Origin of the sequence: Emticicia sp. BO119 (genome assembly GCF_013912375.1) — a bacterium.
Lineage (GTDB): Bacteria > Bacteroidota > Bacteroidia > Cytophagales > Spirosomataceae > Emticicia.
In genome coordinates, this window is record NZ_JACETV010000002.1 from 199449 (window position 1) to 222795 (window position 23347).

General features: G+C 38.8%; 16 protein-coding genes. 6 read left to right on the forward strand and 10 right to left on the reverse strand.

All coding sequences use genetic code 11. From position 1 onward, the window contains the following. Positions 1–8 precede the first annotated feature (8 nt). From mazG to H1R81_RS07885, 4 genes are all read right to left on the reverse strand, one after another. A complete protein-coding gene (gene mazG, locus H1R81_RS07870; protein WP_181840159.1) occupies positions 9–824 on the reverse strand; it encodes a nucleoside triphosphate pyrophosphohydrolase in 816 nt (271 codons plus the stop codon). Positions 825–928: 104 nt separating this feature from the next. Continuing rightward, the gene (locus H1R81_RS07875; RefSeq protein ID WP_181840160.1) at positions 929–1582 is read right to left on the reverse strand and encodes a thioredoxin family protein; all 654 of its coding nucleotides are present in this window, start codon (positions 1580–1582) and stop codon (positions 929–931) included. Between the two features lie 176 nt (positions 1583–1758). Further along, positions 1759–2277: a DinB family protein gene (locus H1R81_RS07880; RefSeq protein ID WP_181840161.1), complete on the reverse strand. Its 519-nt coding sequence runs from the start codon at positions 2275–2277 to the stop codon at positions 1759–1761. Positions 2278–2432: 155 nt separating this feature from the next. Continuing rightward, positions 2433–2990 carry a TetR/AcrR family transcriptional regulator gene (locus tag H1R81_RS07885; RefSeq protein ID WP_181840162.1) on the reverse strand — a complete coding sequence of 186 codons (558 nt, stop codon included), beginning with the start codon at positions 2988–2990 and terminating at the stop codon, positions 2433–2435. A gap of 266 nt (positions 2991–3256) precedes the next feature. Between H1R81_RS07885 and H1R81_RS07890 the strand changes: the two genes are divergently transcribed. Continuing rightward, on the forward strand, positions 3257–4537 hold the full coding sequence (locus H1R81_RS07890; protein WP_181840163.1) for a metallophosphoesterase: 1281 nt from the start codon (positions 3257–3259) through the stop codon (positions 4535–4537). A gap of 66 nt (positions 4538–4603) precedes the next feature. On the opposite strand, the gene H1R81_RS07895 is transcribed toward H1R81_RS07890, so the two are convergent. Continuing rightward, entirely contained in the window at positions 4604–5344 is a 741-nt protein-coding gene (locus H1R81_RS07895; RefSeq protein ID WP_181840164.1) for a glycosyltransferase family 2 protein, read from the reverse strand. A 201-nt stretch (positions 5345–5545) separates the two neighbouring features. Between H1R81_RS07895 and H1R81_RS07900 the strand changes: the two genes are divergently transcribed. After that, positions 5546–6607 (forward strand): TerC/Alx family metal homeostasis membrane protein, encoded by a 1062-nt coding sequence (locus tag H1R81_RS07900; RefSeq protein ID WP_181840165.1) that lies wholly within the window; start codon positions 5546–5548, stop codon positions 6605–6607. Positions 6608–6633: 26 nt separating this feature from the next. On the opposite strand, the gene H1R81_RS07905 is transcribed toward H1R81_RS07900, so the two are convergent. Both H1R81_RS07905 and H1R81_RS07910 read right to left on the reverse strand, forming a co-directional pair. Then, a complete protein-coding gene (locus H1R81_RS07905) occupies positions 6634–10539 on the reverse strand; it encodes an AAA domain-containing protein (RefSeq protein ID WP_181840166.1) in 3906 nt (1301 codons plus the stop codon). Position 10540: 1 nt separating this feature from the next. Beyond that, complete coding sequence (locus tag H1R81_RS07910) at positions 10541–10732, reverse strand: hypothetical protein (protein WP_181840167.1); 192 nt, start codon at positions 10730–10732, stop codon at positions 10541–10543. A gap of 612 nt (positions 10733–11344) precedes the next feature. Here H1R81_RS07910 and H1R81_RS07915 point away from each other — a divergent pair. Beyond that, positions 11345–14206 (forward strand): pitrilysin family protein, encoded by a 2862-nt coding sequence (locus H1R81_RS07915; protein ID WP_181840168.1) that lies wholly within the window; start codon positions 11345–11347, stop codon positions 14204–14206. A 17-nt stretch (positions 14207–14223) separates the two neighbouring features. Here H1R81_RS07915 and H1R81_RS07920 read toward each other — a convergent pair whose 3' ends face one another. Continuing rightward, positions 14224–14952: a TetR/AcrR family transcriptional regulator gene (locus H1R81_RS07920; RefSeq protein ID WP_181840169.1), complete on the reverse strand. Its 729-nt coding sequence runs from the start codon at positions 14950–14952 to the stop codon at positions 14224–14226. A 19-nt stretch (positions 14953–14971) separates the two neighbouring features. Further along, positions 14972–16213: a PQQ-dependent sugar dehydrogenase gene (locus H1R81_RS07925; RefSeq protein ID WP_181840170.1), complete on the reverse strand. Its 1242-nt coding sequence runs from the start codon at positions 16211–16213 to the stop codon at positions 14972–14974. A gap of 342 nt (positions 16214–16555) precedes the next feature. Between H1R81_RS07925 and H1R81_RS07930 the strand changes: the two genes are divergently transcribed. The 3 genes from H1R81_RS07930 (at position 16556) to H1R81_RS07940 (ending at position 22527) form a co-directional block, all read left to right on the forward strand. After that, positions 16556–16900: a hypothetical protein gene (locus H1R81_RS07930; protein ID WP_181840171.1), complete on the forward strand. Its 345-nt coding sequence runs from the start codon at positions 16556–16558 to the stop codon at positions 16898–16900. A gap of 244 nt (positions 16901–17144) precedes the next feature. After that, positions 17145–20171 (forward strand): PVC-type heme-binding CxxCH protein, encoded by a 3027-nt coding sequence (locus H1R81_RS07935; protein ID WP_181840172.1) that lies wholly within the window; start codon positions 17145–17147, stop codon positions 20169–20171. A 7-nt stretch (positions 20172–20178) separates the two neighbouring features. After that, entirely contained in the window at positions 20179–22527 is a 2349-nt protein-coding gene (locus H1R81_RS07940) for a penicillin acylase family protein (RefSeq protein WP_181840173.1), read from the forward strand. Here the strand turns inward: H1R81_RS07940 and H1R81_RS07945 are convergent. Then, positions 22524–23327, reverse strand: coding sequence for an HpcH/HpaI aldolase/citrate lyase family protein (locus tag H1R81_RS07945; RefSeq protein WP_181840174.1), 804 nt, complete (start codon positions 23325–23327; stop codon positions 22524–22526). The genes H1R81_RS07940 and H1R81_RS07945 overlap by 4 nt on opposite strands. Positions 23328–23347 lie beyond the last annotated feature (20 nt).

A 23347-nucleotide genomic window follows, 5' to 3' on the forward strand; every position in this document is an offset into this window, starting at 1 on the left:
AAGATGAACTAAATACGTTTGGCTTCTTCCCAGAATATGTCCATTTCGGCCAATGTCATATCTTTCAGATTTTTATTAGCTTCTCTGGCTTTTTGTTCAAGGTACTGAAAACGCTTGATAAACTTTTTATTGGTACGCTCTAATGCTGTTTCAGGATTCAGGTTAATGAATCGGGCATAATTCACAAGAGAGAAAAGCAAATCACCAAATTCAGCTTCGGCTTTCTCGGCATCTATCACCTCTTCTTTTTCAGCATTAAACAATTCTTTAAACTCCTTCATTTCTTCTTCTACCTTGCCCCATACCTGACTTTTTTCTTCCCAATCAAAACCTACTCCCCGGGCTTTCTCCTGTATCCTCATCGCTTTTACCAAAGCCGGTAACGATTGTGGCACACCACCCAATACCGATTTATTTCCCTCTTTTAGCTTTAGTTGTTCCCAGTTTTGTTTTACCTGTTCTTCGTTTTCTACTTTTACATCACCATATATATGAGGGTGGCGGGCTATGAGTTTATCGCAGATACTATTTAATACATCGGCTACATCAAAATCTCCGGTTTCAGAGGCAATTCTTGAATAAAAAACCAGATGAAGCATCATATCTCCTAATTCTTTTTTTATTTCAGGCAGGTCTTTCTCTAAAATTGCATCCGATAATTCGTATGTTTCTTCAATAGTCAGATGACGCAACGTATCCATCGTTTGTTTTTTATCCCACGGGCATTGCTCTCTTAACTCATCCATAATGGTAAGCAATCGGTCGAAAGCCATGAGTTTCTCCATGCGTTCAGGAGGAAATACTAAAGGGAGTTTGTTGCTCATAAAACTGTTTCTCTATCTGATAGTTTTCGTAAAGTTCGGAATAAAAAATAAAAAAGCCATCTGAAAAGAGCAGATGGCAAAATATTAATTATCAAAAATGAATATTATGTTTTCCATTTAATGGCACAACCAATGGCTTTGGTAATAGTAGTTACTACAGGTTTGCCTAACAGCAAACTGTTTATTGCATCGGTTACATAGTGCTTGGTTACGTTGGCGGGGTCTTGTGGATTATCGTCAATAGCTCCAATATAATGCACAATTATTTTTCCGTTTTCTTTATTTAATACAAAGGCATGCGGGGTACGCATTGCCCCAAATGCCTTTGTAACGGCCTGTGTATTATCTGTCAGGTAAGGATAAGTATAGCCTTTCTCTTTAGCTCTTGCCTGCATATTTACAAAAGAATCTTCTTCATAGGCTTCGGGGTCATTCGGATTAATAGCTATAACCGGATAGCCCTGTGACGCATATTTTTTATCAATATCAATCACGCGGTCTTCATAGGATTTTGAAAACGGACAATGATTAGAAATAAAAACTACAATAAAACCTTTGGCGGAGGCGAAGTCATTTAAAGAGACCGTTTTTCCATCTACATTCTTCAATTTGAAATCAGTCACGGCATCACCAATACCATAGCCTGCTAATCTTTTCAGAGATGATTCGGGTTGCTCATTAATCATAGCAAACGATAGGAGAGAGGAGAAACTCAATCCTACCAACAAACTCAGAACAAACCTCATTTTCTTTTTCATGTTATGTGATTTTTATCAAAAAATCTGCTTAAACAAACGCACGTATATTAGATTTATTTTATCACCGATAGTTTAAATTTAATCAGCAGACAAATATAAATATCTTTTGGGAGATAAGTACTGAATTTGTTGGATAGTGTTTGAGAGGTAGTGTTTTGAGCTTAGCTAATGTTTAATTATATCCCTTTCTGAATAGCTTTCTGATGATGTCCGATATGATAATGCATAAAATAATATATTTCTCTGATGGTCATGAGTTTTAAGACAGGATGTTTAATAGCAATTTCATCTAATTCTGCTTCTGACCATTCGTCTAAATAGTTAGTTAACGTTTCATGGTGTTTAATAAAACTGCTAACCAGAATAGCCTTTGATGGGTTTTCAGGCAAAGTAGGTACAAACGCCCCACTTGCTTTAATGCCTGAACCTAAAATAGTCAGGTATGCGTTTACTACTCCTTCATAATCATAAACAGGGCGGTCAATCTTACCAAATTGGCGAACCAGTACTTCTTTTGGAATAGATAACCCTTGATTGAGACCTTTGGCAGATTGCGTGAGATGAAGAATATTTTCGGCAATTGACCATTTCTCACCAATGGGAGCGAAGAATTGTGCTTCTTCTACGTTTTCAGTTACTTTAGCAAGACTGTTGAAACACTCTTTTAATGCTTCTTTTAGTTCTGGTTTTGTCATGATTTTGAGATTTAATGATGAATTGAAAATCATGGGAACGTACAGGGTACGTTCCCTGACCTATTACCTGTTAACGCACTATTAAAATTTCTATATTTTATACCAAACGTTCGTTTCTGACTTAAAAATAGATAACCAATATTCCTCCTTTCTCCCTATTGCAATTTTAGCGTGGCACGATTAAAAGCATCATAAAGATACTGTCGATCACCATAGAGTTTTGAAAACATGACAGCTCCCTCGAACTCCATAATGGTTAACTGTGCTAATTTGAATGCATTCGCCTCGTCTTTTTGGCTCATAAAAATTTCTTTGAGGGCCATTGTCCAATCATTCATGATGTTTTTTAATACCTCATGGAATTCAGGTATAACGCCTACGGTTTCGAGGGTTGTATTTCCTACCAGACAACCACCTTCTTTTTCTAAAAGTAACCTACCCATTTTTTTCAGGAGTTTGCCCATTCGCTCTTCCGGGGTAAGGGTTGTGTCTTGAGCAATCGGGAAAACTCTTTCTTTCAGATAGTTGTGAATCCAGAACAAAAGGTCTTTCATCAACATTTCTTTACTCGGAAAATAATGGTAAAGACTTCCTTTTAATAATCCACAGTTCTGGGCGAGGTCTTGCATAGAGGTATTATGATATCCCTTGGTTCGGAAAATATCCGATGATTTTAACAAGATTTCCTCTTTTGTGACTTTCTGAATCGGCATTTATATCAAGTAAATAAAACAATTGACGAAGTAGCCTGACAAATGTACAAAGAGTTTTTGTTTTACCAAACGGTTGGTAGGGAAATTTACGAACCTGTCTGGAATAGAATTATTATAAGATTCCCTTTTATGGGTAATTCAAGCCAATTTTACCTGAAAATGCGCCTTTCATCATATATGAGGATTAAAAATTTGACTGATGAAACCATCCCTTTAGGAAAACCGTTTTGTTTTCATTGGTTTTTTACAAACACTATCATACCGATATGAATAGAATTTTTGGACTCGCCATAGCGGCAGTCGTATTTTTTCTGATAGACTTGTACGTCTGGCAGGCAGTTAAATTGCTGATACGTTCCTCAAGTGTGCTTACACAACGGGTAGTTGGATATGGATACTGGGGTTTAACTATTGTTTCAATCATAGCATTTTTAGGGGTCTTTACCTATATGCCTGCTGCGCCTCCTGTTAAGGCAAGTTTTCGGACTTTTTTAATGGCCGGTGTTTTGATTATCTATATATCAAAAATATTCTCGGTGTTGATATTATTTATTGATGATATTATACGATTTTTTAGATGGATTGCTTCGTTTTTCCAAAGTACTCCTGCACCAACTCAAACTCCTGTTACTGATAATCTCCAACCTGTCTCCACGGGCATTAGCCGTTCAGAATTTCTGGCTAAAACAGCCTTAGGTTTAGGTGGTTTGCATGTGGGTGCTATGGCTTATGGTATATTATCAGGTGCGCATGATTACCACCTGAGAAGAGTAACGCTTAATCTGAAGAATTTACCGAAGCAATTTGATGGAATGACCATTGCTCAGCTATCAGATATTCACTCAGGAAGTTTTTTCAATAAAACAGCTGTAAAAGGTGGGATAGAGATGTTGATGAAAGAGAAACCGGATGTATTTTTCTTTACAGGCGACTTAGTGAATAATATCGCTCCTGAAGTAAAAGACTATATAGAGATTTTCTCGAAGATTAAAGCACCCCTGGGTACATTCTCAACTTTGGGTAATCATGATTACGGTGATTATACAGAATGGGCGTCGGCAGAGAAAAAACGTCAGAATTTAGCAGACTTGATGGGTGCACATAAAACCATGGGTTGGGATTTGCTAATGGACGAACACCGGGAATTGAAAGTAGATGGAGAAAAAATAGGAATTCTGGGTATTCAGAACTGGGGAGCCGGCGGTTTCTCGAAGCATGGAGATATGGAGAAGGCAGTAGCTAATACTCAAGAATATCCGGTTAAACTTTTGCTTTCGCATGATCCAAGTCATTGGAGAGCCCAGGTATTGCCTAAATACAAAGATATTGATGTAGCCTTTGCGGGCCATACACATGGTATGCAATATGGGGTTGAACTGGGTAATTTTAAATGGTCGCCGGTGCAGTTGCGCTATAAAGAGTGGGCAGGTTTATATGAAGAAGGAGATCAGAAACTCTATGTGAACCGCGGATTTGGTTACATCGGTTACCCGGGGCGTTTAGGTATTTATCCTGAGATTACAATTTTCATGTTGAAAGCGGTATGAAAATCACAGGGTGAATATGTAACAAGATATTCACCCTGTGATTTTAGTATTTTATACAAATAGAATTTATTTAAGCAAATCCCATTTAAATACGCCCGTTTTAGTGAGTAAATACAAAACAGACACCCTTAATACGCCAAGTCCATATTTAGAGCTTCTGACAAAGTTTATAGATGAGGCTTCTTCAAAATATTTAGTCGGGCAGGTAACTTCTGCTATTTCGTAGCCTTTGTAGAATATCTGTGCAATCATTTCATTGTCGAAAATAAAATCATCATCACATTTCTTAAAGGGAACTGTTTCCAGAACCTGTCTTGAAAATGCCCGGTAGCCTGTATGATACTCTGATAGTTTCTGACCCATCAGTAAGTTCTGAGTGAAAGTCAGGAAGCGGTTGGCAATATATTTATACATGGGCATACCTCCTTTAAGTGCTCCTTTGCCGAGGATTCTCGAGCCAAAAACAACAGGATAAAGGTTTTCGCCAATAATACTTACCATAGCTCTTATTAATTTGGGAGTATATTGGTAATCAGGGTGAACCATTACTACGATGTCGGCGCCTATTTCAAGGGCTTTGGTGTAGCAGGTTTTCTGGTTTCCTCCATAGCCTTTATTTACATCGTGTCGGATGACATAATGGATGTTTAATCGTTTGGCTACTTCAGCAGTATCGTCCGGGCTGTAGTCGTCTACTAAAATTACTTCATCAACAATATCAAAGGGAATTTCTCTATAAGTTCGTTCAAGTGTTTGAGAAGCCCGATAAGCGGGCATCACAATTACTACTTTTTTATTATTATACATAAATTATTGAGTTTTCGGTGCTAATTTGCGGCCGATTTGTGGTGAAATATCACCCTTTTAGAATTGGGTTGCAAAATAGGTTATGTTTCTTTTTATTTCCAAGAATAAATTATTTTGCAGTTCACTATGAACAGGCAAACAAAATGCCAAATACTAACAATTAACACACGGATTCAAATTTCGTAACAGCAATTTTTTACTATGACATTATCAAGTGAGACTATATTTTTTATAGGATTTTCGATTTTTGTAGCGTTTGTGATGGCTCTTGACTTAGGTGCATTCAGTAAGTCCAAAAGCCATGTGGTGAGTTTTAAAGAAGCAGGTATCTGGAGTGCTGTCTGGGTAACTTTAGCCGTTGCTTTTTTCTTTTTTCTCCGCCAGTATGGTTATCTGATTCATGATATTAGTGACGTGTCTCATTTGCATGATATAAAAGAAAAATATTATGAGACATTAAAACTCCCACCTAATTTTGATGCGGCACTACGGGCTTTTCAGAATAGTATGGCGATTGACTATCTGACTGGTTATCTGACAGAATACTCATTATCTGTGGATAATATTTTTGTATTTATTCTGATCTTCAATTCTTTTGGCGTTCATAAGAGATTTTATAAAAAAGTATTGGTATGGGGTATTTTAGGCTCTATTATCTTACGCTTTATTTTTATTTTTGTTGGAGCGGCTCTGATTCAGGAGTTTGAATGGATTTTGTATCTCTTTGGTGCTTTTCTGATTTATACCGGGGTTAACATCTTGCGGAATAACGAGGAAGAGGAGGTTATGGATCCGGCACACCACCCGATTGTAAAGTTTGCTTCCAAGTACTTAAATGTTTATAAACGCAATGTTATTGACCATTTTCTGGTCTATAACAAGCGTTATAAAAAATGGTATATAACCCCATTATTTTTGGTAATGTTAGTGATTGCCGGTACTGATGTTGTTTTTGCAGTTGACTCCATTCCGGCTATCTTCTCTATAACCAAAGACCCTTACATTGTTTTCTTTTCGAATGTCTTTGCTATTATGGGGCTTCGCTCTATGTTTTTCTTTTTAGCAAGTATTATGGGTCTGTTCCGATTCCTGAAATATGGTTTAGGCGTCTTATTGAGCTTTATCGGTGTCAAAATGCTTTTACATCACCAACTGACAGCAGTAGGATTTACGAATGTTCATTCGTTATTGGTTATTATAGGGATTCTTGTGATAAGTATTGGGGCAAGTGTGGTATTTCCTGAGAAAAAACAAACCGAATAATAGTTGAGTAACACGGAATGATAGTGTCATTCCGTGTTACGGCTCCAAAGCCTTTCAAATTTCCAACCCTTTGCCCGCAGACTTATCGGCAGATAAGCATGCGCATCTTTAGGTGTAATGCTCTCATAATATAAATCATCATCTGTCAAAATCAGTGATTCGTAGGTGTCGGCTTCTTTTACTGTAATATCTGCAAAAGGTAGCTCCAGATAAAAACCCTGGTTTTGCTGGACTAACTGATTTTTCAGAAGCCATCGTGTATTGAATTTTTCGGTTGTATAGGGTTCAGGCCTGTAATCGCCTTGTGATACTTCGAGTGCATATTCCAGATATTTTTTCAATAATTTCGGCCCTAAGTTCTGAGACTGGTCGACCTGTAACTGATGAGGGAGAATACTACTCACAATATAAATGAATTCTCTTGCACGGGTAATTGCCACATTCAATCGGTTTTCACCTCCCTGCTGATTCAGGCTACCAAAATTCATTAGCAATTTACCTTTCAGGTTAGGTGCATAGCCTACTGAGAAAATCACAATGTCGTATTCATCTCCCTGGATATTTTCTATATTCTTAATAATACCCCAACCTTCGCCCAAAACGGGCGAAATGGTCTGATAAATCAGATCAGCCTGTTTGAAATTGAATGTAACTACCCCGATTGTTTTTGATGGAGCTCTGCGTTTCAAATCTTCTACAATTTCTAATACCTTTTGTGCCTCAGTCGGATTCGTATTGTTTTCCCAGAAACCATCCAGTTTAATATAACTGATTGCAGGTTTATTCTTGCTGATTTCTGTAAAATGGGGGAGCAACTGTAAAGAGTTTTTATAAAAATGTTGATTAGAAAAATCAATAAGGTCTAACGAATGGCTACGGTAATGACCTCTTAACCATGCTTGTGGCAGGTATTGCGCGGCTAAGTCGAGCAGAGAGTCTATTTCCAGGAGATGTTCATCTTCTGCCTCTTCATCGTACCGAATCTGGTACAGATCTGTTGGTTGTAGCTGTTTAGAATCTCCGGCAATCACTACCTGTTTACCCCGATAAATAGCCGGAATGCCATTTTCGGCAAAACATTGAGAGGCTTCATCAAAAATTACTAAATCGAAAAGTGAATCAGTCGGATTCTGACTTGAGAGAGGAAAAATAGCAGAAACAGATTCAGGAGAAGCCATCCAGCATGGAATCAGTTTAAAGATTTCCTCCGAATGATTTTCCAGCAATTTCCGAACCGACCAGAGTTTACGTTTTTTGGTGGTCTGATGCTGTAATTCCCGATAAGTAACTACATTTTGCAGGCGATTAATCACCAAATCCTGATAGGTTTGTTCACGCAATTTCAGCAACAATATTTCCTGACTTAATTCCTGTTTTTTAAGTACACACTCCTGCAATTCGGTTTCTAACTGATCTACTTTTAAAGAACTGACCCCTCGTAAAATAGGGTGTAGGGTTTCAATATGCTGAGTCCAGGCGATGCGAAGAGAGTTCAGAAAAACCCCGGTTAAATCAGAAATACTTACTTCAGAATTTTTATAGTTCAACAAGCGTTGTATCACTTCTACTTCATTCCGGTTAAAAGATTCTTTCAGTTCATCAGCCTCTACCAATAAATCAAAATTCTGTTTTAGATAAACAATGAACTCTTGTTTATCTTCTGGTTTATTAATCAGTTTTTCAATTTGTGGGTATGACAGATAGAGTTGCCATTGCACAAATTCAAGCTTGGTATCAACTATCAGTTGGGCTAAAATCGTAAATGAATTGATAGAGAATATATTTGAACGAGTGAATGTATCAGCAGTCTGGCGGCGAATAAATTCCTCCTGCTGATAAATTCCGTAGGCTTTGTTAGCCAGCATATAATTTTGCAACTGGGTTTTAATCGTCTCCCAATTTTCCTGTTCATCAATTACAATCTCTTTTCTGGCTAATTTTTCCTTAAGGTCTTCAAAGACAATTCGCTGCTGGATTCTCTTATTTAATATATATAATCCCGACTCACTTAGCGGAAGCCTGTTCTGGGCTAACAAGATTTCAATCTCTCTTTTGTCTTTTGAAAAGAATTTCCAGACAAGCGAGTTAAGACCGGATTGACTGGCTGAATGTGCTTTCTCAACCTTTGCTTTTCTGAATAGTAAGTCTCTTGCTGCAATGCTTTGTTCAATACCGTCTTGCGTAAACAGTTGTTCTAATTCAGCATAAATTTTTTCTAAATCTAACTGACGGTTGCTGATGAATTTCTTTTCCTGAACAATTGCCGTAAAAATCTCAACAACCTGCGCATTTTCAAAATATTTAATGAAATCCTGAACCGTATTTTCATCAAACTGATTCAGCTCGATAATAGAAAATAACTGACCATTCTTTTGCTGGAATGCGATGACGGCCTCAATCGTGTCTATGATTTTTACGAGGTCTGTAAATGTCTTTTGGCTGAATGAGTTGCGTAATTGCCAGAAGTCATAACCGGCTTTGCTTCGCAATTTATTTTCATATTGCAGGTATCGGCTCAGCTTTCCTTCAAAATCGGCTAATTCATGAAAAGGGAAAGCGCGATATAGGTCTTGTAATTCGATTTGTGGTTTATTCAGACTACTGCTCAGATATAGCTCCTTTACAGAAGTGCCGCAAATGGATTCGTTAAAAAGGGCATCTTTCAGGCTTTGCAATTCTTCGGAAATCTTATCAATTCTACGACTGATTTGTGTGAAATTCCGCTCCAGAAAAATGGCATCAAGCCCTTTGTTTTTCTTCTGGAAATCTTCAATTCGTTCGATCTGTCCGGCAATTTTTTCGAAAAGTGCTTTTCTGTCATTCTTGAAATCATGAATCAAGGCCACAAAATCGGTCATAGCTACTTTTTGCAGGCGTTGATAAACTGTATCTAAGGCTACCCGCTTCTGACAAACCACTAATACTCTTTTCCCGCGTGCCGTGAAATCGGCAATCAGATTGGCAATCATTTGTGATTTACCTGTGCCAGGAGGCCCCTGTACTACAATTGAATAGCCTTCTTTTACCTGTTTGATAGCATCTTCCTGAGAGGCGTCAATGGCAAAAGGTAAAAAAGCTGTTTCTTCTTTAAAAACTGGTCGGGGATTGGGTGGAGAGGAGTGCTGAAAAAGTTCTTCAAAGGTATCTAATTCAAAATGTCCCTCTTCGGCATTTTTGATGAGTTCTTCATAATCAGGTACAAGATAGGAGCCCGCCTGCGGGAAAATACCCAATACCGCCTGAGGATACAATTTTAACTCTCCATTGCGCTCACTGCTATCAAGTTCGGCCTTTGATAATTTTTCAAAATCAATCAGTTGGTTCTGGAAAAGGTCCTGATTAAAGTTAATCTCAACTGGACTATCCTTCAGTAATTCATATAATTGCGTACGGAAAGCCAGGCTATCTTTGTCAAAATCCTCGAACGATTTCTCCAACCATTCGTCAGGTAGTTTTATCTGGTTGAAATAGGAATACGCTAATAAAAAGCTTCTGTTCAAGCTCTCCGGCTCGTCCCGTTGCTCTAAAATCCATTTTTTACCATTGGTTTTTAGTGTAACCGGAAAAAATAGTAGCGGACAGCGCACGGTAGTACCATCAGATAATTTACCTTTTACAAACGGATAAGCCACATATAAATCTTTCGCTCCACGTTCTTCTTCAATAAAACTCTCAGTTCTTGCCAGTTTACGTAGGCGTTGGCTTACTTCGTTTACTTTATCGTAGCGGCTATCCTGTACATCGCACAGCAGAATCTGGTTTTTCTGACTGATTAACTGATGGATATAGTCAAATGAAGGTTTATTGTCTAAAAAATTCAGACCATGTAAATCAAGAAATTGTTCCTGAGGTAAATTTAATAGCAAAAGCGACCTGTTACGTGAAGTAAGGTTAGTCAGCCGACGAAGGTATGTTTTTAGTAGTTTTTGCAATTTATTTATTAATACCGGGTATTTCTTCTATAATTTTTTTTGTCTTTTCTGAAACGAGTTTTATGGCGTTTATAGTATCCTTGTTCAAAAAGGTTCCCACCGTATTGGTAACCTTTTCAGGTTTCAATTGAATTGTTAATGCGCTGATTTTCAGCAATTTATCTCCATTCTCATTCAAAAAGGTTCCCACCATATAGGTAACGTTTTTTGGTTCCGTTTTAACGGCTGATAATTTGACACAAGCTGAAATTACCTGCATTGCTTCCTTTGGCTGGGGGCTCTTTTTCTTCTTCCACGCTTATGTGTTGTTATGTGGACATTTATTTGTGAATTGTTACCCAAGACCGGGCGCCTTTAAATTTCCGGTTTAAGATTCTGTTTTCAAAGTGTTTGTGGAGTTTTTTGTTGAAATTGAACTCTTGGTGGAATACTGTGTATTTTGTTGTCTTATAATGATATAATATTTGTTCTGAGTGAGCTAAATCAACACATTTTTGAAGAAAAGAAATAAAGCTGAATACTGTCATTTCGTAAAGGGTAAGAGTTTACAAGAATCTATATTTCATGAGTCTCTTTTAAGTTTCTTTGAATAAGGTCAATACAAAATTCATTCTAAACCTAACAGATATAAAACCATTTATCAATGTTTAACACACCTTAACATTTTCTGTTTGGATTAAATTATTTATTTCGGTTAATTCGTTATAAGAAAATTAAAAACGACAGAGTAGGTATAGGCTACAAAACTTATGCTTATTTTGGCGTTTCTTTGTATGTATATTATTCCTTATTACACCTCAAAATTATGTTAAAAACCTACCGACAATTTCCAATCAGGCAGATTGCTATTACTTTGCTTGTAGGACTTTTCTTGTTTGGCGGCGATGCTTTTGCCCAGAAAAAAAACAAGAAAAAAAGAAAGAAAAAAGGCGACGTTACGGCTATGGCTGAAAAACCGGTGATTCCGGATCCGGTAAAAGTTACTTCGGTTGAAGGAATTACAGAGTATGTATTAGGCAATGGACTGAGAGTATTGATGTTCCCGGACCCATCTAAACAAACTGTTACTGTAAACATTACCTATCTGGTAGGGTCCCGCCACGAAGGTTATGGCGAAACGGGGATGGCTCACTTATTGGAGCATATGGTATTTAAAGGGTCGACCAAACACACCAATATTCCGCAGGAACTGACCGATCATGGTGCCCGCCCGAATGGTACAACCTGGCTTGACCGTACGAATTATTTCGAGACTTTCTCGGCTACTGAAGAAAACCTGAAATGGGCATTAGATCTCGAATCAGACCGTATGGTAAATTCATTTATTAAGAAAGAAGATCTGGAAAAAGAGTTTTCGGTAGTAAGAAATGAATTTGAAATGGGTGAAAATGACCCGGAAAGTGTATTGAGCGAGAGAGTGATTGCAACCGCTTATTTATGGCACAACTATGGTAACTCAACCATCGGGTCACGCGAAGATATTGAGCGCGTGCCTATTGATAATCTACAAGCATTTTACAAAAAATATTATCAACCAGATAACGCTGTATTGTTGGTAGCCGGAAAAATTGATGAAGCCAAAACCATTAAAATGGTGAACGAATACTTTGGCTATATCCCACGCCCGACACGCGTTTTACAACCTACTTATACTGTTGAACCTGTGCAGGATGGCGAACGTTCGGTAACCTTGCGCCGTGTGGGTGATGTACAAGCGATAGGAGTGGCGTATCATATCTGTGGTAATTCTCACCCTGATTATCCGGCTTTAGATATTTTACAAGGTATCCTGACCAGCGAACCAGCAGGTAAAATTTACAAGGCATTGGTTGAAACTAAAAAAGCATCAAACCAATATGCTTACTCATTTACGAATAAAGACCCGACATTTTTATACTTCGGTGCGGCCGTATTGAAAGATAAAGATATGGAGGATGCCAAAAAGACGATGCTGGCTACTTTAGATGCGGTGCCCACAATGGAAATTACCAAAGAAGATGTTGACCGTGCCAAGAATGAAATTCTGAAAACCCTTGAACTGACTTTACGTAATACGGAAAGAACGGGTCTGCAATTGAGTGAATACATTGGTGCGGGCGACTGGCGTCTGGTATATATCTACCGGGACGCTATTGAAAAAATAACTCCTGCCGATGTAGCACGTGTAGCGAAATTCTACTTCAAACCATCGAACCGTACTATTGGTTTGTTTGTACCTGAAGAAACCCCTGACCGGGTTAAAGTACCTGAAGCACCGAATGTTGATGATTTAGTAAAAAACTACAAAGGCCGTGCTGTAGTAGCGCAGGGAGAGGCATTTGACCCATCTCCGGCTAATATTGAGAGCCGCACCAAGCGTGGACAAGAGCCTAATGGTCTGGAATATGCTTTGTTACAAAAATCAACACGTGGGAATACAGTAAGAGCCAATATCACTTTAAGAATCGGTGATGAGCAAAGTTTACAAAATAAACAAACCATTGCGTCGTTTACCGCTTCTATGTTGAATAAAGGTACTAAAAGCCTGAATCGCCAGCAAATCAAGGATAGTCTGGATAAAATCAAATCGCAGGTATTTGTAGGTGGCGGGGGTAATAATATTGTTGTCAATATCGAATCGAGTAAAGATAACTTACCCAAAGCTTTAGCGATTGTTACTGACATTCTGAAAAATCCGGAATTTGATGCCAACGAGTTTGAGAAACTCAGACAAGAAAACATTGCCCAGATAGAAGCGCAAAAAAGTGACCCGCAAGGGCTGGCTCTTACAGCATTCCAACGTACAATGAACCCCTATCCAAAGAGCGATGTGCGTTATGTGGGGACCTTAGACGAACAATTGGAAAACGTGAAAAATGTGAAACTGGAAGATGTAAAAAAATTCTATGCTGATTTCTATGGTGCTTCGGCAGCTACGGTTTCAGTAGTAGGTGATTTTGATGAACCAACCGTTAAAAATATTATCAGTTCTGATTTAGGCAACTGGAAAAACCCGATTCCGTTCAAACGTATTCAGGCGGTTTATCAGAATATTGCGCCAACGGCCAATGCTATTAAAACACCTGACAAAGCCAATGCGTTGTTTCTGGCAGGCTTAAACTTGCCTTTGCAGGATACAGACGTTGATTACCCCGCACTTATCTTAGGAAACTATATGTTAGGCGGGGGCTTCTTAAGCTCTCGTCTGGCAGTCAGAATCCGTCAGAAAGAGGGAATCAGCTATGGAGTAGGTTCCCAATTATCAGGTGCACCATTCGATAAATCAGGTAGTTTTATGACTTACGCAATTTATGCCCCTGAAAACGCTGAGAAACTGGAAAAAGCCTTTTATGAAGAAATGAACAAGGTAGTAACAGAGGGTTTTACAGAAGACGAACTGAAAGCAGCTAAATCAGGCTGGTTACAGAGCCGTAGTGTATCCCGCTCGCAAGACAATGAGTTGTCAAGTCGTTTAAATAGCTACCTATATTATGATAGAACCTTAGCATTTGATGCTGACTTTGAGAAAAAAGTAGAAGCTTTGACAGCAGAACAGGTAAATGCTGCGATGAAAAAACACGTTGACCCTAAGAAAATTTCTATCGTAAAAGCGGGAGATTTCGATAAAAAACCGGCAACGGGTACAACAGGTACAACATCTGGCGTGCAGGGAAGTAGCAAGAACTAATAGGAATTTATTCTTATTCATATGGACAGAGCCGGCTGATCAGCCGACTCTGTTTGTTTTAATAGGGTTTTGTACTCACTCAAACCCTTTTCTGTCAGATAAGGAACTATGAGCGTGAAAGCAATATTCAGGTAAGTGGGTAATTTATCTTCTTCTTTTCCCTCAAACAAAATCTCGGCACTGGCTAACCAGAAATCGCCGATGATGAAGAGCTGATTGAAAAAGTTTTCATATTGTCCCTTAATAATATCAGGTTTCATCAATCCGGCTTGGATTCCGGCCTCTATACTCATCCGGAAAAATATTCTCCGGCTATTTACCAAATCACGATGTTTCTGTTTAAGACCCGGATTCCTTCGGGTAAGGCTGATAAAATCCTGTATCAGAAACTTATACTTATAGAGTTTCTCAAAGACAAAGGCACATAGATTATAAAATGCCTGCAAATTAATGCTACTAAATATAGCAGGCTCATGAAGCACACTATTCAACTCTTCTATCAATTGCTCATAAAGTGTTTCGGCAATGGCGTCGGTATTTGGGAAATGATAGCACAAATTACCATGACTTATAGCTAACTCTTTGGCAATATGCCTGACGGTAATACTATCAAGGCCATATTGATTAAATAATTGTAGTGATGTCTGGAGAATCCTTTGTTTGGTAGTCATGTAAGCGTCCGGGAATTTTCTGCCAAGATACGAAAAAACCTGCATTAGAACGTTTGTTCTAATGCAGGTTTTCATGGATGGGTTTTATCAAAATTTATTTTTTAAATATTCTATACAACCGACCTTCATCAGTTATGGCATATAGTGCTCCGTCTTTGCCTTGAGTAATATCACGGAATCGTTGGTTTTCTGAGGCTAATAGTCTTTCTTCGCCTACCACTTTATTATTTTCGATTACTAACCGATCAATATGCTTGGCACTTAAACAAGCCAGAAAGAGGTTGTTTTCCCACTCAGGTATGGTACCATTGCTGTAGAAAGTCATACCACTGGCAGATACTACGGGGTCCCAATAATAAACAGGCTGCTCTAATCCTTGCTGTTGTTGAATACCGGCGCCAACTTTTGGCCCCTTATATTCAATACCATAGGTAATGATTGGCCAGCCATAGTTTTTTCCGGCTTGTATGATATTTACCTCATCCCCGCCTCTTGGCCCGAATTCATTTTCCCATAAATCGCCTGTAACCGGGTGAAAGGCCAGCCCTTGCACATTCCGATGACCATACGAGTATATTTCAGGTCTGTTATCAGATTTCCCTGCAAACGGGTTACCATCGGCAGGTTTACCATCTTTGGTTATTCTTAATACTTTACCTAATGCCGAATTCAACTGCTGTGCCTGAGGTCTTGTTTCTAAATCGGACCTTTCTCCGGTACTAACAAACAAATTCCCACTTTTATCAACTAAAATTCTTCCGCCATAATGTTTATCACCATCATAGGCAGGGGTAGCCCGATAGATAACCGTAGTTCCTTCAATTTTCTTTTCATCAGCTGATAATTTTCCTTTGGCTACAGCAGTTAGATTTCCATCAGGCCTTTTATCAGAGAAAACCCAGTAAATCATGCGATTTGTGGCAAAATCAGGGTCTATAGTTAGCCCTAACAGCCCTCCCTGCCCATCAGGATTTACCTTTGGAATACCTGTGATAGGCTCACTTAATGTTCCGGTTGTTGCGGCAATTCTCATTGTTCCTTCTTTTTCTGTAATCAGCAATCTCCCATCAGGCAGGCTTGCAATGCCCCAGGGCTTTTTCAGGTCATTTGTTACTATTGTGCCCTCAAATGCTGTTTGTGTTTTTACAGCTGCTATACGTGTTTGTCCGTCAAAAGCTGGCTTATAATCGGTATTAGGTTTTTCAGTTTCTACCGAAGCTGCTGTTGAGATACTATCCCCGTCAGCAGTAGTTTCAGGAGCTTTGTTGCTGTTGTTTTTGCAAGAGGAGAGGCCAAGCAGTATAGCCGCAAGGATTGTCAGCGTTTCTTTTTTCATTGTTGTGCTTTGTTTGTGTAATAATAATAACCCTAAAATTTAATGCCAGTAAAGAATAATTGTATTTGAAGACTCAGTACTTATAACTAAATTGAAAGAGGAATAGCTGAAATGGAAAAGAATTTTTTTTTAAAACTCCTTATACCGGATAATATATTTAGGATTGTGTGTACATACTTTTGCAGAGGATTTGTAAATACAGGAACACCAAAATATTATTTTGTAGTATCAAAAGACTATTTCGAAATGCTTTTTTGTAGCTTTATATAAATTATTATTAGAACATTTGTTCTAATAAATGATATTTTTAGTACATTTGTTCTAAATTTTAATTTTAATCCAATGACAGCCAAAATCAACAATTCATATTTGCTTCTGGTAAGAAATATCCTGATTTCGATAGGCACCGGTTCTTTGATTGCCTATACAAATTTTCATGTAAAAAATGGGTACCTTGCCATGACTATAATCGCACTTTCAAGTTTTCTGATAGGGTTTTTAGAGCCCCGGAGGGGGTGGATTCTTGCGCTGACGCAGGCAGCTATTGCCATAAGTTTTTATTATATTAAGCCTATAAAGCCTGTCGACGAAGACCTTGCTATGTTTACTTCGCATGTAGCGGTGGGTCAGTCTCTGGTTTTTAGTTTTGTAGCAGGGGCATTAAGAAGGTTATACCAGAAGAAGTAAGAACAACTTTCTTATTAAATTTAGAAAGGTTATAGGGCTGTGAATAGCCCTTTTTTTGTGTCTGATAGTATATAAAAAAATAATGTGGGAGTAAAAGTAGTAATACGACAGCATTCGCAGACTTTTAAAAGTTTAATAGGCCAGAAATTATCGTAACCCAGAATTTTAATTCCTTATTGACAAGCATAAACGCTTATTTTTTATTAATTTACCAACAGACTCTAACACTCTGAATATTCCTTCTATGCGTTACTTTTTCCTGATTTCACTATCTCTGCTTTTTTCTTGTCAACAAAAAACGCAACAACCCCCACTTTCAGCGGAACACCAGAAGGCTTTGGCATCATTGACTGTTATGGATGGGTTTAAGGTAGAAATGATAGCCTCAGAACCATTGATAGCAGACCCAGTAGCAATGGAGGTTGACGAGGACGGTAATATGTATGTAGTAGAAATGCACGGATATCCTTTGGATTTGACCAGAACCGGAAAAGTAAAGCTATTAAAAGATACCAATAATGATGGATATCCTGACACAAGCACAGTATTTGCCGATAGCCTGAGGTTACCTACAGGTATCATGCGTTGGAAAAACGGTATTCTCATTACCGATACGCCTGATGTTATTTATTTAGAAGATACCGATAATGATGGTAAGGCTGATATAAGAAAAGTGATGCTGACTGGTTTTGCTCTTTCGAACCCTCAACATAACCTTAATACCCCTCGTTTTGAATTAGATAACTGGATTTATTTAGGACACGAAGCCGTTGTTACGCCTTTTGTGTATAAAAAAGAGTTTGGCGATGAAGGACAGAATATCTACTTCCCGGATAAACCTGACAGGCAGACCTTAGGTAAGAATGCCAATGGTCGTGCTGTAAGATTCAAGCCTGATACATACGAGGTAGAAGAAGTGTCAGGAGAAACACAGTTTGGACATACGATGGATGCCTGGGGGCACCATCTTTATACAAGTAATGCTGATCACCTGTTTCATGAGGTATTAGCCAGTCAGTATCTGAAGAATAACCCTGATTTACTGGTTTCAAATGCCAGTCAGGATATTTCAGACCACGGCAATGCAGCCGAGATTTATCCGATTACCGAAAATCCTAATCACCAGTTATTGACGGATGTTGGTGTGATTACCTCTTCTTGTGGGGTAACCTGGTATTCAGGTGGAGCATTCGGAGATAAATTCAGAGAGGTAACATTTGTAGGTGAACCTGTGCATAACCTTGTTCATGCGGATGTAATAAAGCATACAGGAGCCAGTTTTACAGCCAGTCGCCTGAATGAGAAATCTGAGTTTTTAGCTTCAAAAGATGATTGGTTCCGACCTGTGAATTTCTATATCGGGCCTGATGGTGCATTATATGTTATTGACTATTACCGCCAGATTATTGAACATCCTGAGTGGATGTCTGATGAAATAAATAAATCAGGAGCTCTGTATAATGGTACAGATAAAGGCCGGATTTACAGGATTGTTCCTGAAAAGGGCTTGCCAATGGACTGGCTTGGCAAATTGAATCTATCGAAACAACCGGATGCTGAATTGGTAAAACTTCTGGAAAACGACAATATCTGGTATCGCCGTACTGCTCAAAGATTATTACTTCAAAGGCAAGCCAAAGGCATAAGTAATACTTTGAGAGAGATTATAAGCAAAAGCACATTGCCTGAAGCAAAAGTCCATGCTTTGTGGTTATTAGAAGGGCTGAAAAGTATCGAAAGTCAGGATATTATTCAGGCTTTTGGAGATAATGAAGCAGGTGTAAGAGAAAATGGTATCAGAGTAGCTGAAAATTATATTAATCAGTATCCTACTAAACCTGATGTAGAAAAGCTGAAAAAAGAATTGATAAGCCTGCATCATGATGGTAATGGAAAGGTAAGATTTCAATTATTAAATACTTTAGGATTTATCAAAACCCCGGAATCGGAGCAAGCTCGTTTGGAAGTATTGCAAAGAGATTTTCATGATAAATGGATAGGATTGGCATGCATTGCCTCATTTGCAGGGAAAGAAAATCAGGTATTTAATTTTGCTGTAAAAGAGCTGGCAAAAGAAAAATCAGATGAAACCGCAGAATTTTTCTCAAATATAGGAGCTACTATTGCCAATAGTGGTAATAAAGAAGTATTTGCGGCTATTTTTTCTTATATAAGTAATACAGGAGAGAATGCCAACGATGATTGGTGGAAGGCCGCCACTTTAAGTGGAATTTCTAAGCTCTGGCATTATAAAGGAATTACTGTTCCGTTAACTAATACTGATAAAGACCGTTTGCTATTGGCTTTTTCAGCTAATAGCTCACCTGAATTCAGAAAAGCCTGCCTGGATTTATTGGAAGTAACTGGCTTACCAAAAGGGGGTAGTGAAATAGTAAAAATTAAAGAAGCGAAAGATATATTAGCTGATAGAGGTGAGGACGAAAAACTACGTGCTGATGCCGTAAAGCTGCTTTCCATCGCTAATGCTAATGCGTATAAGAAAGACTTTTTGCAGGTACTGACGGCAAAAGAACCAGAGATAGTTCAGGCAAGTGTTCTGAAAACACTGAGCAAAATCGGTGATAAATCGACTTTTGCTTTTTTGTTAAAAGAATTTAAGGGATTCTCTGCGCCGATTCAGCAGAGAGTAGTAGAGTTATTAATGGCAAAACCTGAACGGATTCCGTTATTATTGACTGCTCTGGAAGAAAAGAGAATTGATAAGTCGGCGATAGGCTGGCGACAGATGGTTGATCTGATGAATTATGAAGAGACTAATATCAGAGCTTTTGCCCGCAAGGTTTTGGCTGTGAACGAAGACCGCAAAGCCGTTTTGCAGAATTATTTGAAGGCTCTGGATATGAAAGGCGAACAAGTAAACGGCAAACAGGTATTTGAGCAAAACTGTGCGACTTGCCACCAGATTGATGGAGTGAATGGCGTAAACTTTGGCCCAAACCTGTCAACACTTAGAAGCAGGAATGCCAATTCAATTCTGACTGAGATTATTAATCCGAATAATTCGATTGCTGATAAATATGATTTCTGGACTTTGACTTTTAAAAACGGAACGGCCATGGGAGGATTGATATTGCAGGAAAACGCCAATGTGCTTACGCTTAGAGAAGTAGGGGGTAAAGAGAGTGTAATTCAGAAAAAGGATATTGCCAAACTGGTAAAATCTGAAACATCTATTATGCCAAATGGCCTGGAAAATGCTATTAGCGTAAAAGAGATGGCCGATTTGATAGCTTTTATTCAAAAAAAATAAATGTGATATGAGAAAAATCGCCTTATTGGTTTGTCTTGCTTTAGTCAGTTTGAACTTGTTGGCGCAAGACACTTTAAGACTCAAAGGGCTTAAAAAGCCTGTCGAAATAATTAAAGACCAATGGGGTATTGCACATATTTATGCCCAGAACGAAGAAGACCTGTTTTTTGCACAAGGGTATTCTGCTGCCTCTGACAGACTTTTTCAGTTTGAAATGTGGCGAAGACAAGCGACCGGAACCGTAGCGGAGGTATTAGGAGCAAAAGATATAAAGCGCGATATTGGCACGAGGCTTTTCAAATTCAGAGGCGATATTGAGCAGGAACTGAATCACTACCACCCACGTGGGGCTATCATTGTAAAATCATTTGTCAGGGGTATTAATGCCTATATTGACGAAATACTGAAAACCCCTGAAAAACTCCCTTTTGAATTTAGTGTATTGGATATTAAACCCAAGCCCTGGACCCCCGATGTGGTAATCAGTCGTCATCAAGGGTTGTTAAGCAATGTTCAGTCAGAGCTCAATTATGGCAGATTAGTACATCTATTAGGTGCCGAAAAGGTAAAAGATATACTGAATTTTCATCCGGGCGATCCTAATATTAGCTTAGATAAAAATATTAACGGAGAGCTGTTATTTCAGAATATTCTCGAATTATACGATGCTTTTCGTAAGCCATTAAACTTTACCAAAGAAGAGGTAAAAACCAGTTTTCTTGAAAATACCATAGACGATTCAAGATTTACGGGCTCAAATAACTGGGTGATTGGTGGCAAAATCTCACAAAGTGGCTTCCCGATGTTGGCAAATGACCCACACAGAGCACAAAATACACCTGCGTTGCGTTATTGGTGCCATCTGAATGCACCGGGCTGGAATGTTGTAGGGGGTGGAGAACCGACTATACCGGGTATTTCAATAGGCCATAATGATTATGGAGCCTGGGGATTAACTATTTTTCAGACCGATAATGAGGATTTATATATTTATGATGCAAACCCAAAGAACCCGAATCAATACCGCTACAAAGGTATTTGGGAAAATTTAAAAATTATTACTGATACCATTAAAGTACTTAATGCTGAACCGGTTGTTGTGCAGCTAAAATATACGAGACATGGACCAGTAGTGTTTGAAGATGATAAAAACCATAAGTTATTTGGTGTAAGAGCCGGGTGGTTAGAAGCAGGGTGCTCACCTTATCTGGCGAGTTTACGTATGAATCAGGCAAAATCCTGGGAAGAGTTCAGAGAGGCATGTAGCTTTAGCCGTATTCCCGGTGAAAACATGATTTGGGCTGACAGAAAAGGTACTATTGGCTGGCAAGCTGTGGGTATATCGCCTGTCAGACCTAACTGGACTGGCTTAGTACCAGTGACAGGAGACGGGCGTTATGAATGGGCTGGTTATCTCAATATCAAGCAGCTACCTAACCAATCAAATCCTGCTGGTAATTATATTATTACGGCAAACAATAACCTCACACCAGAAAATTTCCCATACCGCAATGCCATAGGGTGGGAGTGGGCAAGCCCCTATCGGGCACATAGGATTGAGGAAGTTTTAGGTAGTGGTAAAAGACAAACCATGACTGATTTCATGCAATTGCAGAATGATTATATGTCTTTGGCCGCCAGAAACTTTGTGCCGCTTCTGATAGGTATTACATCAAAAGACAAGGATACAGAAAAGGCCAGAAAGTTATTGTTAGACTGGGACTTTAACATGAAACCTGAATCTATTCCGGCAACTATTTATCTGGAATGGAGTGAACTGATGGAACAGGGACTGATAAAATTAATAGTGCCTGAAAACGCACGCACTTATATTAAATACTTATCTACTACTAAGATGGTAGACTGGTTGATTTCGGGTAGAAAAGAGTTTGGGAAGAATCCTGTTGTGGGGCGTGATGAGTTTATGATTAATTGTCTGGACAAAGCGGTAGAGAACATTAAGAAAAGGCTTGGAAACGATATAAACGACTGGCAATACGGGCAATTAAAGAACAAGCATATTTCTATTACTCATCCGATGAGCACATTGGTTAACGCTGATATGAAAGACAAAATCAATGTAGGACCGTTTATCAGAGGAGGGAATGGGGAGACTGTCAATAGTACAGGCGATAATCTGAATCAATCGCATGGTGCTTCTTTCAGAATTATTGTAGATACCAAAGACTGGGATAATACGCTTGGCAATAACTCGCCAGGACAATCAGGTAACCCTGATAGCCCACATTATAAAGATTTAATTGATTTGTGGGCCAAAGGGCAATATTTTCCTGTTTATTTTTCTAAAAAGAAAATCAAAGATGTAGCAGAGCAAACGTTGATTCTTAAACCTTAAGCATAAGGATTGCTTACATTTCTGGTTTCACCGGTTGATTTATGGTAAAATCTCTTAATTGTATCAACTGCCCCCTGTTTAAGAAGTGTTGTGTCATTAGCCGCCGTTACAAATCTGAAACCCATTTCTGACATTCTGATAGCAATTTCAGGAGATGGGCATTGGATTCCGGCAATCAGGTTATTTCTGGCACAGGCATTCAGAACTTTATCAAAAGCTTTTAGCAATTCAGTATCATCAAAATCGCCTTGTCGTGGGCGTCGCATAGAGATGCTTAAATCCCAGGGTCCTACATATAAGCCCGTCATAGTAGACGTTTTAGCAATGTCTTCTACGTTTTTTAAGCCTTCTGCGGTTTCAATCATCGACATCGTTACAATCTCTTCTGTCGATTTCTCAAAGTAGCCATCACCCCCATATACACTTGCCCGTACAGGCCCAAAACTTCTGTATCCATCGGGTATATAGCGACAAGCTCCTACAAAACTTTCTGATTCTTCGCGGGTATTTATCATCGGGCAGATAATACCATATGCACCCATATCCAGCATCTTCATGTGTGTAGCCGGTTCATTCCATTGAACCCTTACTAACGGAACAGTATCGGTAGTAGATATTGCCTGTAACATGGTCAGAATCGTCATGTGGTCGCTTGCCAGGCCGTGCTGGGCGTCAATCGTCATAGCGTCAAAGCCCGAATGAGCTACTACTTCGGCTGTCCATGAAGATGGAATTGTCACCCAGGCATTTACTACTGTTTTATCTTCTTTCCAGAGTTGTTTTAATCGGTTAGGGCGCATATGTTTAAAAAGTTTTGCGG

What these genes read in the sequence shown, in the direction of transcription:
- mazG (WP_181840159.1), bottom strand. Translation starts at nt 824, where the DNA reads ATGAGCAACAAACTCCCTTTAGTATTTCCTCCTGAACGCATGGAGAAA.
- H1R81_RS07875 (WP_181840160.1), bottom strand. Translation starts at nt 1,582, where the DNA reads ATGAAAAAGAAAATGAGGTTTGTTCTGAGTTTGTTGGTAGGATTGAGT.
- H1R81_RS07880 (WP_181840161.1), bottom strand. Translation starts at nt 2,277, where the DNA reads ATGACAAAACCAGAACTAAAAGAAGCATTAAAAGAGTGTTTCAACAGT.
- H1R81_RS07885 (WP_181840162.1), bottom strand. Translation starts at nt 2,990, where the DNA reads ATGCCGATTCAGAAAGTCACAAAAGAGGAAATCTTGTTAAAATCATCG.
- H1R81_RS07890 (WP_181840163.1), top strand. Translation starts at nt 3,257, where the DNA reads ATGAATAGAATTTTTGGACTCGCCATAGCGGCAGTCGTATTTTTTCTG.
- H1R81_RS07895 (WP_181840164.1), bottom strand. Translation starts at nt 5,344, where the DNA reads ATGTATAATAATAAAAAAGTAGTAATTGTGATGCCCGCTTATCGGGCT.
- H1R81_RS07900 (WP_181840165.1), top strand. Translation starts at nt 5,546, where the DNA reads ATGACATTATCAAGTGAGACTATATTTTTTATAGGATTTTCGATTTTT.
- H1R81_RS07910 (WP_181840167.1), bottom strand. Translation starts at nt 10,732, where the DNA reads ATGGTGGGAACCTTTTTGAATGAGAATGGAGATAAATTGCTGAAAATC.
- H1R81_RS07915 (WP_181840168.1), top strand. Translation starts at nt 11,345, where the DNA reads ATGTTAAAAACCTACCGACAATTTCCAATCAGGCAGATTGCTATTACT.
- H1R81_RS07920 (WP_181840169.1), bottom strand. Translation starts at nt 14,952, where the DNA reads ATGAAAACCTGCATTAGAACAAACGTTCTAATGCAGGTTTTTTCGTAT.
- H1R81_RS07925 (WP_181840170.1), bottom strand. Translation starts at nt 16,213, where the DNA reads ATGAAAAAAGAAACGCTGACAATCCTTGCGGCTATACTGCTTGGCCTC.
- H1R81_RS07930 (WP_181840171.1), top strand. Translation starts at nt 16,556, where the DNA reads ATGACAGCCAAAATCAACAATTCATATTTGCTTCTGGTAAGAAATATC.
- H1R81_RS07935 (WP_181840172.1), top strand. Translation starts at nt 17,145, where the DNA reads ATGCGTTACTTTTTCCTGATTTCACTATCTCTGCTTTTTTCTTGTCAA.
- H1R81_RS07940 (WP_181840173.1), top strand. Translation starts at nt 20,179, where the DNA reads ATGAGAAAAATCGCCTTATTGGTTTGTCTTGCTTTAGTCAGTTTGAAC.
- H1R81_RS07945 (WP_181840174.1), bottom strand. Translation starts at nt 23,327, where the DNA reads ATGCGCCCTAACCGATTAAAACAACTCTGGAAAGAAGATAAAACAGTA.